Annotated in this window: 8 protein-coding genes; 6 read left to right on the forward strand and 2 right to left on the reverse strand. The window is 72.2% G+C overall.

Annotated elements, in window-relative coordinates:
* The first annotated feature begins 71 nt into the window (after window positions 1-71).
* The 3 genes from KV106_RS08545 to KV106_RS08555 all read left to right on the forward strand — a co-directional run bounded on the left by KV106_RS08545 (window position 72) and on the right by KV106_RS08555 (window position 2,466).
* Window positions 72-929, forward strand: coding sequence for a ferritin family protein (locus tag KV106_RS08545; RefSeq protein ID WP_057597796.1), 858 nt, complete (start codon window positions 72-74; stop codon window positions 927-929).
* A gap of 91 nt (window positions 930-1,020) precedes the next feature.
* A complete protein-coding gene (locus KV106_RS08550) occupies window positions 1,021-1,914 on the forward strand; it encodes an RNA polymerase sigma-70 factor (RefSeq protein ID WP_261208960.1) in 894 nt (297 codons plus the stop codon).
* A gap of 90 nt (window positions 1,915-2,004) precedes the next feature.
* Window positions 2,005-2,466: a carboxymuconolactone decarboxylase family protein gene (locus KV106_RS08555; protein WP_261208961.1), complete on the forward strand. Its 462-nt coding sequence runs from the start codon at window positions 2,005-2,007 to the stop codon at window positions 2,464-2,466.
* A gap of 19 nt (window positions 2,467-2,485) precedes the next feature.
* Here the strand turns inward: KV106_RS08555 and KV106_RS08560 are convergent, their stop codons facing one another.
* Together KV106_RS08560 and glnE are read right to left on the reverse strand one after the other, a co-directional pair.
* Window positions 2,486-3,625, reverse strand: coding sequence for a septal ring lytic transglycosylase RlpA family protein (locus KV106_RS08560; RefSeq protein ID WP_261208962.1), 1,140 nt, complete (start codon window positions 3,623-3,625; stop codon window positions 2,486-2,488).
* A gap of 46 nt (window positions 3,626-3,671) precedes the next feature.
* Window positions 3,672-6,488, reverse strand: coding sequence for a bifunctional [glutamate--ammonia ligase]-adenylyl-L-tyrosine phosphorylase/[glutamate--ammonia-ligase] adenylyltransferase (gene glnE / locus KV106_RS08565; RefSeq protein WP_057597442.1), 2,817 nt, complete (start codon window positions 6,486-6,488; stop codon window positions 3,672-3,674).
* 25 nt (window positions 6,489-6,513) lie between these two features.
* Here glnE and KV106_RS08570 point away from each other — a divergent pair, with 25 nt between their 5' ends.
* From KV106_RS08570 to KV106_RS08580, 3 genes are all read left to right on the forward strand, one after another.
* Window positions 6,514-10,863 (forward strand): YhdP family protein, encoded by a 4,350-nt coding sequence (locus KV106_RS08570; protein ID WP_261208966.1) that lies wholly within the window; start codon window positions 6,514-6,516, stop codon window positions 10,861-10,863.
* Window positions 10,860-11,675 (forward strand): carbon-nitrogen hydrolase family protein, encoded by an 816-nt coding sequence (locus KV106_RS08575; RefSeq protein WP_057597444.1) that lies wholly within the window; start codon window positions 10,860-10,862, stop codon window positions 11,673-11,675. The genes KV106_RS08570 and KV106_RS08575 overlap by 4 nt, the downstream gene beginning before the upstream one ends.
* A 77-nt stretch (window positions 11,676-11,752) precedes the next feature.
* Window positions 11,753-13,789 carry a two-component system sensor histidine kinase NtrB gene (locus KV106_RS08580; RefSeq protein WP_057597448.1) on the forward strand — a complete coding sequence of 679 codons (2,037 nt, stop codon included), beginning with the start codon at window positions 11,753-11,755 and terminating at the stop codon, window positions 13,787-13,789.
* Window positions 13,790-13,823 lie beyond the last annotated feature (34 nt).

The following is a 13,823-nucleotide window of genomic DNA, read 5'->3' on the forward strand; positions in this document are numbered from 1 at the left end:
CGCATCATCGCGCGCTTGTCATGGACGCGCCAAACGTGCCGTTTAAAATCGGCGGCCTTAGAAAGATATAGATGCTCTATCCGGAACTCTTCAGACAACTCGAATCCGTCCGCTGGGACATGGACAAGGACATCCCGTGGCAGTCGTTCGACGCTTCGCTGCTGTCCGAAGAGCAGGCGCAAACCATCAAGATGAACGCCATCACGGAGTGGGCGGCGCTGCCGGCCACCGAGATGTTCCTGCGCGATAACCGCCACGATAGCGATTTTTCCGCTTTCATGTCGATCTGGTTCTTCGAGGAGCAGAAGCACTCGCTGGTGCTCATGGAGTACCTGAAGCGCTTCAGCCCCCAGCATGCGCCCACCGAGGCCGAGCTGCACGAGGTGCGCTTCGACTTCGACCCGGCGCCCCCGCTCGAAACCCTGATGCTGCACTTCTGCGGCGAGATCCGCCTCAACCACTGGTACCGCCGTGCCGCCCAGTGGCACACCGAGCCGGTCATCAAGCACATCTACACCACGCTGAGCCAGGACGAGGCCCGCCATGGCGGCGCCTACCTGCGCTACATGAAGCGTGCGCTCGAGAAGTTCGGCGACGAGGCCCGCTCGGCCTTCACCAAGGTCGGCGTGCTGATGGCGAGCGCCCGGCGCACCGCCCAGGCGCTGCACCCGACCAACCTGCACGTGAACAAGGCGCTGTTCCCGAACGACACCATCCAGAGCCGCATGCCCGATCCGGACTGGCTCGAGCACTGGCTCGACAAGCAGATCAAGTTCGACGCCGTCTGGGAAACCAAGGTCGGCGAGCGCATCCTGCACAACCTGAGCCTGCTGATGAACCGCAGCTTCAAGACGGTCCAGGAACTGAACCGCTACCGCAAGGAACTGGCGGCCAGCCTCGGCCCCAAGCCCGAATACCAGGGCGCGTAAAGCCAGGACCGCAGAAAATCGCCCCGCACGCCGGGGCGTTTTTTTTGGGGCGCCCCTGTCACAAACCGGGAACGCCAGCCGTCTTGGCCTCATGGACGCCGCCACCCTCGCCTTCGATCGCCACCGCCCGCGCCTGCAGGGCATCGCCTACCGCATGCTCGGCTCCGTGGCCGAGGCCGAGGAGGTCGTGCAGGACGCCTGGCTGCGCTGGCACGAAACCGCCACCGAGGCGCTCGACAGCACCGAGGCCTGGCTGGTCACGGTCGTGACCCGGCTGTCCATCGACCGGCTGCGCGCGGCCAAGGTGCAGCGCGAGCACTACAGCGGCCACTGGATGCCCGAGCCCATGCTCACCGAGTCGCCGGTCACGCCCGAGCAGATGCTCGAACGCGCCGACGACGTCTCGGTGGCCTTCCTGACCGTGCTCGAGCGGCTGGCGCCCGAGGCGCGCGCGGCCTTCCTGCTGCGCGAGGTGTTCGACACCGACTACGACGAGATCGCGCGCATGCTCGGCAAGAGCGAGGCCGCCTGCCGCCAGCTCGTGCACCGCGCCAAGACCCAGGTGCAGGAGGGGCGGCCGCGCTACCGCGTCTCGCGCGAGACCCAGATGCGGCTGCTGCGCAGCTTCGCCGAGGCCTCGGCCAAGGGCAGCGTGCGCGAGCTCGAGGCCTTCTTCACCGAGGAGGCCGAGCTGGTCGGCGACGGCGGCGGCAAGGTCCAGACCTTCACGCACGGGCTGGTCGGCGCGCGCCGCATCGCGCAGCTCTACTTCGCGGTGCAGCGGCGCCACGCGGGCGGCGAGCCGGAACGCAGCGTGCGCACCGAGCTGGTCGACCTCAACGGCGAGCCGGGCCTGCTGCGCTTCATCGGCGGCGTGCTCGAGTCGGCCCAGACCTTCGAGTTCGACGGCGACCGCATCGCGCGCGTGCGCGCGCAGCGCAATCCCGACAAGCTCGCGCGCATCGCCGCGGCCTTCGCGCGCTGATTTTTTTCGGACTTCGTGTCACAGGCCGGCAGGCCGGCGCGTCTTCAGTGTGTAGCCCGATTTCATCGTCAACCACTGGAGAACATCGCCATGAGCACCACCCCCCGCCTCAACTGGTTCAAGACCGTGCCCAAGGCCTTCGAGGCCCTGCTGTCGGTCAACACCGCCATCGCCAACACCACGCTCGAGAAGAAGCTGGTCGACCTCGTGTTCGCCCGCGTCTCGCAGATCAACGGCTGCGCCTACTGCCTCGACATGCACGTGCGCGACCTGCGCAAGGAGGGCGAAGGCTGGCAGCGCATCAACAGCCTCCCGACCTGGCGCGAGATGAGCTTCTACGACGCGCGCGAGCGCGCCGCGCTGGCCTGGGCCGAATCGCTCACGCGCATGGCCGATCGCCACGATGCGCGCGATGCCGAGTACGAGGCGCTGAAGGCGGCCTTCAGCGACCTCGAGATCGCCGAGCTCACGGTCGCGGTGGCGCAGATCAATTCGTGGAACCGCATGAACGTCGCGATGCACGTGCCCGTGCCGGTCAAGCCGCTCGAATAAGTGCAGCGGCCGGGCGCTCCTAGCGCCGCTCGACCACCATCGGCGAGATGCGCAGGCTCTCGCGCACCTGCGACACGGCCTCGCCCGCTTCGCCGCGCGATGCGAAGGGGCCGGCCTGCAGCCGGTGCGTGCCGGCTTCGCTGAACACGCGCAGCTGCGGCGCGAGCGAGGGCAGGCCGCGCGCGGCCTGGGCGCGCAGGGTCTCGGCGCCGCCGCGTTCGCGGAAGGCGCCGAGCTGGACCCAGAAGCCGGCCGAGGGCGTGTCGGGCCCGGCCAGCGAAGCCGCGGCCGCGGCGGCCACGGCGGCGGGCGACGGCCCGCTCGGCGGCGCGGACGCGGCCGGTGCCAGCGGCGGCAAGGTGTTCACCACCATCGGCGGGCGCGGTCCCGGCGGCGGCTCGACCTCGTCGTCGGCGCCGGGTGCGGGCCCAGCCATGGTGGATGGCGCCACCGGCATCGTCGAAGCCTCGGGCGCGTTCGTTCCCACCGTCGAGACCCAGGCCGAGGGCACGGCCACCGGGGCGGCCACTGGTGCGGGAGTTGCGCGCGCCGGCATCGGCGGTGGCGGTATGTAAGCCGGTGCCGCGGGCGAGGGCGCAGGAACGGGCGCCGCGGCCAGCATCGTGTCCGACCCGCGCCGCCACGCGCCGGTGCGGATGTCCTCGTTCGTGATGCGCTCGATCTCCACCGGCGCCACGCCGCGCAGCAGGTCGAGCTTGAGCGCGGCCGTGTAGCTCAGGTCGATGACGCGGCCGTCGACGAAGGGCCCGCGGTCGTTCACGCGCACGATCGCCTCGCGGCCGTTGGCCGGGTTGCGCACGCGCACGTAGCTCGGCAGCGGCAGCGTCTTGTGGGCCGCCGTCATCGCGTACATGTCGTAGGGCTCGCCGCTGGCCGTCGAGCCCGCGTGGAACTTGTGCCCGTACCAGGAGGCCAGGCCCGATTCGCGGAACGGCCGGTCGTCGGTGATCGGCGTGTAGCCGCGGCCGAGCACGGTGTAGGGCTTGCTGGTGCCGCCGCTGCCGCGGATGGGCTCGATGCGGGGCTCGGCGTCGGGCACGCGCTCGAGGTTGGACGGCGGGCTGGTGCCCGGACCGTCGCGGCCACCGCCGCCGCGCGGGCCGCTCGCGCATCCCGCGAGCACGATGGCGACAGCCACCGCACAGGCGGCGCCGGCCGCGCTGGATCGGCGGGCGCCGCGCGCCTCAACCAAACACGGCCCTCCACAGCGCCAGCATCGCCTCGCGCTGCGTGGCCAGCGCGGGCGGCGTCACCTGCGTGGGTTCTTCGTTGAGGCGTGCGCGGTGCTGCACGCGCCGCAGCTCGCGGTAGGCCGCGGCCGCGTTGCGGCCCACGCCCGGAGGCAGCAGGCCGGCGTCTTCGGCGCGGATCAGCAGCGCGATGTTGCCGAGGTTGGGGATCAGTTCGGGATGCTCGCCCGAGGCCGACAGCACCAGGAACTGCACCGCGAACTCGGCATCGACCATGCCGCCAGGGCTGTGCTTGACGTCGAAGCGGTCGGCCTTCACGGGCCGCGCGCCGCGCAGCTTGTCGCGCATCGCGATGATCTCGGCCTTCAGCGCCTCGCGGTCGCGCGGCGCCACCAGCACGGCCTCGCGCACCTGGTCGAAGCGCGCGCCCAGTTCGGCGCCGTGGTCCTCGCTGCCGAGCACGAAGCGCGCGCGCGTCATGGCCTGGTGTTCCCAGGTCCAGGCGGTGTTGCTGCCGCGGCCGAGCTGGTACTTCTCGTAGGCCTCGAAGCTCGTGGTCAGCAGGCCCGAGTTGCCGTTGGGCCGCAGCGCGGTGTCGATCTCGAACAGGTCGCCCTCGCGCGTCTTCACCGTGAGCCAGTTGATGAGCTTGCGCACGTAGGCCGCGTAGACCTCGCCGGCGCGCTCGTCGTCGTCGTCGTAGACGAACACGATGTCGAGGTCGCTGCCGTAGCCGAGCTCTTTGCCGCCCAGCTTGCCGTAGCCGATGATCGCGAACTGCGCCACCTCGCGGTGCCGGTTGCGCACATGCGGCCAGCACCAGCGGGCGGTCACGCGCAAGGTGGTGTCGGCCAGCGCACTCAGGTCGTCGGCCACCTGCTCGACGCTGATGCGGCCGTCCACGTCGCGCGCCAGGGTGCGGAACACCTCGGCATGGTGCGCGTGGCGCAGCAGGTTCAAGAGGCGCTCCTCGTCGGCCTCGCCGGTGCGGCTCAGCGAGGCATGGCGCGCCTCGAGCTCGCGCTCGAATTCGGCGGCCACGAAGCGGCCCGACAGCATCTCGTCGCTGGCCAGCTCGTCGATCACGCCCGGGTGCTGCATCAGGTAGCGCGCCGGCCAGCGCGCCGAGCCCAGCAGCCGCAGCAGGCGTTCCTGCACCGCGGGCCGCTCGACCAGCAGCGCGAGGTAGCTCTCGCGGCGCAGCAGCGGCTCGATCCAGTCGGCCCAGCGCAGCGCGGCATCGACGTGGTGCGCGGTCTGGCCCTGGCCGTCGCCGTCGGGTTCGCGCAGCCACTGGCCGGTGCGCTGCACCAGCTGGCGCAGCCGCGCGCGCGTTTCATCGCGCAGCGCCATCATGCGCGGCGTCTCGCACCAGTCCTTGATGCGTTCGGCGAAGGCCGGCGGCAGCTCGTCGAGCAGGTCCGAGAGCTCGGCCGGCGCGGCCGCCTTGCGCGCGCCGTTGCACTTGCCGTTGCAGGGCTTGTCGCCGCCCAGCAGCTTGTCGAACTCCTGCGCGACGAACTCGCGGTGGGTGTCGAGCTGGGCCAGGAACGGGCAGCAGTCGGCATAGCCGAGGGTCTGCGCGATCCAGCGCAGGTCCTCGTCGGCCACGGGCAGCGCATGGGTCTGCTGGTCGTCGAGGTACTGGATGCGGTGCTCGACCCGGCGCAGGAACTCGTAGGCCGCGGCCAGCGTGTCGGCGGTTTCCTGCGGCATCAGGCCGGCGCGCGCGAGCCGCTGCAGCGCATCGAGCGTGGGCCGGGTGCGCAGCTCGGGGAACTGGCCGCCGCGCACCACCTGCAGCAGCTGCACGGTGAATTCGATCTCGCGGATGCCGCCGCGCGACAGCTTGACGTCGTTCGCGCGCTCGGGCCGGCCCGCGCTGCGGCGCGCCGACTGCTCGCGGATCTGGCGGTGCAGCACGCGCAGCGAATCGAACACGCTGTAGTCGAGGTAGCGGCGGAACACGAAGGGCAGCACCGCGCCGCGCAGGCCCTGGGCCTGGCCTTGCGCAACCACCTCGGTGGGCGCGACCACGCGGCTCTTCATCCAGGCGAAGCGCTCCCACTCGCGACCCTGCACCTGGAAATACTCCTCCAGCGCATCGAGCGAGACCACGGGCGGCCCCGAGTTGCCGTTGGGCCGCAGCGCCAGGTCGACGCGGAACACGAAGCCGTGCTCGGTGGTGTCGCCCACCAGCGCGTAGATGCGCTTCACGGCGCGCGCGAAGTACTCCTGGTTCGCGAGCTTGCCGCGGCCCTGGGGGTCGCCGGCGGTGTCGCCGTCCTGGTCGTAGAGGTAGATGAGGTCGATGTCGCTCGACACGTTGAGCTCGCGCGCGCCGAGCTTGCCCATGCCCACGATCCACAGCTGCGAGCGCTGGCCGTCGGCGCCCTGCGGCGCGCCATGCGCGGCGTCGAGCTCGGCGCAGGCCTCGCGGCAGGCGGTGTCGAGCGCGAACTCGGCGAGCTCGGTGACCGCGGTGGTCACCACGGCCAGCGGCGCCTGGCGGTCGCAGTCGAGTGTGACAAGGCGTTCCATCACCAGCTGCCGCACGATGCGCAGGGCGTCGCCCACGCCGTCGCCGCGCGCGCGCAGTGCCTCGTAGGCCTGCGTCATCGATGCGCGGCGCGGTTCGCCCTCGGGCAGCAGCGCGAGTTCGCCCGCATAGCGGCGGCGCAGGCGCTGCACGAAGCGCGAATAGGAGGACAAGGCGGGCTTGTCCGCGTCGGGGTTCGTCGATGCTGTAGCTGACAACTGATTCAAACTGGTGCTGGTTGCGGCGGAACCCGTCCCGATGGTGGCGGTCATAATTCCCGGCACAGCGCGATCCTCAATGAACGACACGGTGTCTTCCCCTTCACGTCTGCTCAAGATCACCGCTGTGACGGCGCGCTGGCTCCTGGGTCTTCTCGTGGCTGCGTGGCTTCTCCTGGCCCTGGCAGTCGTGGTCCTGCACGCGTGGATTGTGCCGCGAATCGGCGATTACCGTGGTGCGCTGGAAGCGCAGGCCAGCAAGGCGATCGGGGTGCCGGTGCGCATCGGTTCGATCACGGCCCGTTCGGGCAGCCTGTTCCCCGCCTTCGAGCTGCGCGACGTGGTGCTGCAGGACGCGCAGCAGCGCGAGGCGCTGCGCCTCGTGCGCGTGGTGGCCAGCGTCTCTCCGCGCTCGCTGTGGCGCTTCAATTTCGAGCAGCTCTACATCGAGGGCCCGGCGCTCGACGTGCGCCGCGACACTCAGGGAAAACTCCATGTCGCGGGCCTGCACATGTCGACCGATACGACCGGAGAAACCCGCGCCGCCGACTGGTTTTTCGCGCAGCGCGAACTGGTGATCGAAGGCGGCACGGTGCGCTGGACCGACGAGCAGCGCCAGGCCGAGCCGCTGATGCTGACCGACGTGCGCTTCGTGGCGCGCAACGGCGGCCGCCGCCATGGCCTGCGGCTCGATGCCACGCCGCCGGCCGGTTGGGGCGATCGGTTCACGCTGCGCGGCGAGTTCCGCCAGCCGCTGCTGTCGGTGCGCACCGGCCGCTGGCAGACCTGGGACGGCCAGATCTACGCCGACCTGCCCTACATCGACGTGACCCGGCTCGGGCGCTATGTGTCGATCGACGCGCGCATCCGCGAAGGCAACGGCGCGCTGCGGCTGTGGGCCGACGTGGACGACGGCCAGATCGTGGGCGCGGCCGCCGACCTCGGGCTCGACCGCGTCGATGCCTCGCTCGGCCAGGGACTGCAGCCGCTGGTGCTGCGCGCGGTCACGGGCCGGCTCGCGGGCCGGCTCACGGTCGACACGATGGAGTTCTCGACCACCGCGCTGCAGTTCGACACCGCCGACGGCCTGCGCTGGCCCGGCGGCAACCTCTGGCTGCAGCACACGCCCGCCAAGGGCCGCACGCCCGAGCACGGCGCCTTGCGCGCCGACCGCCTCGACCTTGCGGCGCTGGCGCTCATCGCCGACCGGCTGCCGCTCGGAGACGCCACCCACCGCGTGCTCGATGCCTACGGCCCGCGCGGGCTGGTCGAGCGCATCGACCTGAACTGGCAGGGCTCGCTGGGCGCGCCCGACCGCTACCAGGCCAAGGGCCGCATCAGCGGGCTGCGCATCGCCTCGCAGCCAGGTGCGGCGCCGGCCGAGACCCCCGCTGCCGCGCCCGCCACGCCCGCGGCCAAGCCGCCCGCTCCGGCACCCTCGACGAGCGGCGCGACCGCGGCCGCCCCGCCGCGCGTGCACCCCGGCACCCCGGGCCTCAGCGGTGCCACGCTCGACTTCGACGCCAGCCACACGGGCGGCAGCGCCACGCTCGCGATCGCGCAGGGCGGGCTCGAATTCCCCGGCGTGTTCGAGGAGCCCGCGATCCCGGTCGACCGACTCTCGGCCCAGCTGCAGTGGAAGATCGACAACGGCAACACGCAGCTGCAGGTATCGAAGCTGCGCTTCGCCAACGTCGATGCCGAGGGCGATGCCGAGGCCAGCTGGCGCACCAGCGACCCGGCCACCTCGAGCAGCAAGGCGCGCTTTCCCGGCGTGCTCGACCTGCGCGGCAAGCTGACCCGGGCCGACGGCACGCGGGTCTACCGCTACCTGCCGCTCGACATCCCGCAGCACACGCGCGACTACGTGCGCGACGCGGTCACCAAGGGCGTCGCGAGCAGCGTCGACTTCCGCGTGCGCGGCGACCTGCACGACATGCCCTTCATGGACCCGCGGCTCGGCGAGTTCCGCATCGCGGCCAAGGTGCAGGACGTGCACTACGCCTACGCGCCGCCGCACGTGCCCGCGGCCACGCCCGTTCCCGCCGCGCCGGCGCCCGCACGCGGCACCGCGGCCTCCCGCGTCGCCGCCGCGCCCAATCCGCCGACCGTCGCCTCGCCCGCCGCGCCCGGCGTGGCCCAGTGGCCCGCGATCACCGGCCTGTCGGGCGAGCTGATCTTCGAGCGCGCCGGCATGCAGGTGCGCAACGCGCGCGGCCGGCTCGCGGGCGCCACCGCCATCGAGGTGTCGAAGGCCGAGGCGCAGATCCCCGACATGTCGCACCACGCCGCGCTGCTCAAGGTCGACGCGCAGGCGCGCGGGCCGCTGGGCGAGCTGCTGCGCGTGGGCGCGCCGCTGGCCGGCGATGCCGGCGAGTTCCTGCGCGGCGTGCGCGCCAACGGCGTGGCCGACTACAAGCTGCACCTCGAGTTGCCGCTCGAGGCCATGGACAAGGCGAAGGTGCAGGCCAGCGTGGCCTTCGGCGACAACAACGAGGTGCAGCCGGTGCCCGAGGCGCCGCTGCTGACCCAGGCCAAGGGCACGCTGAACTTCACCGAGACCGGCTTCGCGCTGGCCGGCGTGCAGGCCCGGCTGCTCGGCGGCGACGTGCGCATCGACGGCCGCGGCCGCTACACCGGCCCGGCCGCGAGCCACGAGCTCGCCATCCGCGCGCAGGGCAGCGTCAGCGCCGAGGGCATGCGCGCCGCGCGCGAGGTCGACTGGCTCGCGCGGCTGGCGAAGAAGGCCACCGGCGGCGCGCCCTACAGCGCGAGCTTCTCGATGCGCGAGGGTGTCTCCGAGTTCTCGGTGGCCAGCAGCCTGCAGGGCCTGGCGCTGCAGCTGCCGGCACCGCTCGCCAAGAGCGCCGAGGAGCAGATGCCGCTGCGCATCGAGAAGAAGATCGTGCAGCGCGAGGCGCGCGCCGGCACGGCGGGCAGCGCGGCCGCGGCCAGCGTCGCCACGCAGGACCAGATCGGCCTGGAGATCGGCCGCGTCGGCTCGGTGCAGTACGTGCGCGACATCTCGGGCAGCGAGCCGCGCGTGCTGCGCGGCGCCATCGCGGTCGGCCTCGCGGCCGGCGAGACCGCGAGCGTGCCCGAGCGCGGCGTGCTCGCCAACATCAATCTCGCGCGGCTCGACATGGCGGCCTGGCAGGCGGCCTTCGGCGAGGCCACCGGCGCGAGCAATGCCGAGGTGCAGGCCGCGGCCGGCGACGAGGCCTCGCCCTACCTGCCCACGCGCATCGCGGTGCGCGCGCAGCAGCTCAGCGTGGCGGGCCGCACCCTGCACGAGGTGGTGCTCGGCGGAACGCGCGACGGCGCGCTGTGGCGCGCCAACATCGACGCCACCGAGCTCAGCGGCTATGCCGAGTACCGCCACACCCAGGCTGGCCGGCTCTATGCGCGGCTCGCGCGGCTGAAGATCGCGCCGAGCGAGGCGCCCCAGGTCGAGGCCCTGCTCGACGAGCAGCCCGGCACCCTGCCCGCGCTCGACATCGTGGTCGACGACTTCGAGCTGCTCGGCAAGCGCCTGGGCCGCGCCGAGATCGACGCGGTCAACCGCGGCGGCGTGGGCCGCGAATGGCTGCTCAACCGGCTGAGCTTCACCATGCCCGAGGCCAGCTTCGTGGCCAAGGGCACCTGGGCCGCGATCCCGGGCTCGGGCGGCGGCGGCCGCGCCGAGCAGCGCCGCACCGCCATGACCTTCCGCCTCGACATCAACGATGCCGGCATCCTGCTCGGGCGCTTCGGCATGCCCGGCGTGCTGCGCCGCGGCAGCGGCCGGCTCGAGGGCAACGTCGACTGGCGCGGCTCGCCGTTCTCCATCGACTACCCGAGCCTGGGCGGCCAGCTCGGCGTGAACGTCGAGTCGGGCCAGTTCCTCAAGGCCGACCCGGGTCTCGCCAAGCTGCTCGGCGTGCTGAGCCTGCAGGCGCTGCCGCGCCGGCTCACGCTCGACTTCCGCGACGTGTTCAGCCAGGGCTTCGCCTTCGACTTCATCCGCGGCGACGCCAAGATCGCGAACGGCACCGCGAGCACCAACAACCTGCAGATGAAGGGCGTGAACGCCGCCGCGCTGATGGACGGCTCGGCCGACATCGTCCACGAGACGCAGAACCTGCGCGTGGTGGTGGTGCCCGAGATCAATGCCGGCACCGCCGCGCTGGTGGCGACCGCGATCAATCCGGCCATCGGCCTCGGCACCTTCCTCGCGCAGTGGGTGCTGAGCAAGCCGCTGTCGAGCGCGGCCACCCAGGAGTTCCAGATCGAGGGCACCTGGGCCGACCCCAAAATAGCGAAGGTGGCGCGCCCGCTGCTGCCCAATATTTCCAACAATCTGCCGCACCTGCCGGCCATCCCCAGCCTGCCGGGCATCCCGGGGCTGCCGGCCGCGGGCGAGAGCAAGAGACCGGAGACCACGCAATGAGAGTCGCAGCGATCCAGATGGTGTCGGCCATCGCCCGCGAAGCCAACCTCGCGCGCGCGCACGACCTGCTCGCGCGCGCCGCCGCCGAGGGCGCCGAGCTCGCGGTGCTGCCCGAGTACTTCTGCATGATGGGCGCGCGCGACACCGACAAGCTGGCCTTGCGCGAGACCGCCGGCGCGGGCACGGTGCAGGGCTTCCTGGCCGACGCGGCGCGCGAGTTCGGCCTGTGGATCGTCGGCGGCACGCTGCCGATCGAGAGCACCGATGCCGACCACGTCTTCAACAGCTCGCTGGCCTTCTCGCCCGAGGGCAAGTGCGTGGCGCGCTACGACAAGATCCACCTGTTCTTCTTCGACAACGGCCGCGAGCGCTTCGACGAGCGCCGCGTGATCGCGCCGGGTGCCGAGCCGGTGCTGTTCGAGCTGCCCTCGCGCGACGGCCATGCCTGGCGCATCGGCCTGAGCGTGTGCTACGACCTGCGCTTTCCCGAGCTCTACCGCGCGCTCTCGCGCCAGGGCGCCGACCTGCTGCTGGTGCCCAGCGCCTTCACCCACACCACGGGCGCCGCGCACTGGGAGGTGCTGCTGCGCGCGCGCGCCATCGAGAACCTGGCCTGGGTGGTCGCGCCCGCGCAGGGCGGCACGCACGAGAACGGCCGCCGCACCTGGGGCCAGTCGCTGATCGTCGATCCCTGGGGCACGGTGGTCGCGCAGCAGGCGAGCGAGGAGGGCGTGGTGCTGTTCGACATCGACACCGCGCAGGTCGAGCGCGCGCGCACGCAGCTGCCCGCGCTGTCGCACCGCATCCTGTAGGGCCGGGCGCGATGGCGGTGGATGCGGCCGATCTTGCGGTGCCCGGCGCGCCGGAGCCCGGCTTCGCGCCACCGCCGATGCCGGTGCCGCCCTATCGCCGCGTCGTGACCGGCCTCGCGCGGCTGCGCTCGCTGTGGCAGCGCTGGTTCCTCTGGCTGCTGCTCGCGATCCTGGTGCTGGCGCTGCTGGTCACCGTGGTCTGGCTCGCGGGCAAGCACGAGGTCGAGCAGGTGCAGGCCGCGCTCGACCGCGACACCGCCGACGCCGTGACCGACCTGCGCAGCGGCATGCAGCGCAATGCCCAGAGCCTGCGCGCCACGCAGGCGCCCGGCCCCGACCGCTCGCACTGGCCCGAGGCCGCGGCCGCGCTGCTGCGCGAGCACCGCGAATGGCTGCGGCTCGAATGGCGCGACGCGCGGCTGCGCACGCTCGACGCGGTCGACACGCCCTACCGGCTGCATGTGCTCGATCCCGCGACCCGCACCGCCGAGCAGTCCGACGTCTCGCTCGCCTGCGCCGCTGCGCGCAAGCTCGGCACGCCGGCCTACTCGCCGAGCCACTACGTGCCGCTGGGTGGCGGTGGCGGCATGGAGGTGATGGAGCTGTGCGTGCCGATGGACGCCGGCGGCGGCTTCCTGGTGGCCAGCTACTCGCTGCGCGACACGCTGGCCGAGCTGGTCGGCCCCACGCTCACGCGCGGCCAGGAGGTGGCCTTCACCGAGACCGACGGCACGCGTCTCGTGGCCATCGGCACCGCGCGCCGCGTCGGCACGCGCGTGTTCACCTCGCAGCAGCTGATCGACCTGCCGGGCGCCGCGCTGATGCTGCGCGTGGACGGCTGGCGCTCCGCGCCCGACCTGTTCCCGAACGTGCTGACCGCGCTGGTCACGGCGATCTCGATCGCGCTGGTGTCGGTGCTGGTGCTGCTGGCGCGCGACACGCGGCGGCGCCTGCGCGCCGAGCGCGACCTCGCCGACTCGCTGGCCTTCCGCAAGGCGATGGAGGACTCGGTGATCACCGGCCTGCGCGCGCGCGACCTGCAGGGCCGCATCACCTACGTCAATCCGGCCTTCTGCGAGATGGTGGGCTTCAGCGCCGAGGAGCTGATGGCACGCGAGGCCAACGACGCGCCCTACTGGCCGACCGAGCTCGCGCACGAGTACCAGCAGCGCCAGGCGCGCCGGCTGGCCGGCGGCATGCCGCCGCGCGAGGGCTTCGAGTCGGTCTTCATGCGCAAGGACGGCACCCGCTTCCCGGTGCTGATCTTCGAGGCGCCGCTGCTCAACGCGCAGCGCGTGCAGACCGGCTGGATGAGCGCCTTCATCGACGTCAGCGAGCAGCGCCGCATCGAGGAGCTCTCGCGCGCCAGCCAGGAGCGGCTGCAGGCCAGCGCGCGATTGGCCACCGTGGGCGAGATGGCCTCGCTGCTGAGCCACGAGCTCACCCAGCCGCTGGCCGCGATCGCCAGCTACGCCACCGGTTCGCTCAACATGCTCGGTCCCGACGCGCGCGGCGAACAGGGCGAGGTGGCGATGGCGGTGCGCCGCATCGCCGAGCAGGCCGACCGCGCGGGCCAGGTGATCCGCAGCGTGCACGACTTCGTGCGCCGGCGCGACCGCACGCGCGAGGCGGTGGCGCCGCAGGCGCTGATCGATGCCGTGCTGCCGCTGGTGCGGCTGCAGGCGCGCAAGCTCGGCGTGATCATCGAGGTGGTGCTCGAGGACCGGCTGCCGGCCGCGATGTGCGACCGCACGCTGGTCGAGCAGGTGCTGCTGAACCTCGCGCGCAACGCGATGCAGGCCATGGACACGGCCGACAACATCGGCAACCGCGTGCTGCGGCTGCGCGTGGCGCGCGCGGTGGCGGTCGGCGGCAGCGGCACGGAGGATGCACGGCGCTGGCTCGAGTTCTCGGTGGCCGACCTTGGCAGCGGCATTGGCGAGGAGGTCGCCGCGCGCCTGTTCACGCCCTTCTTCACCACCCGCGCCGACGGCATGGGGCTGGGCCTGAGCCTGTGCCGCACCGTGGTCGAGCAGCACGGCGGCGCGCTGATGTTCGAGCCCAACCGGCCGCGCGGCACCGTGTTCCGGTTTACCCTCCCGGCCGCGGCCTGAGGCCGCCACCCCCCGACTTCTCTTCGATTTCCTT

It is taken from the genome of Variovorax endophyticus (assembly GCF_025376855.1).
In the GTDB taxonomy this organism is placed as follows: Bacteria; Pseudomonadota; Gammaproteobacteria; order Burkholderiales; family Burkholderiaceae_C; genus Variovorax.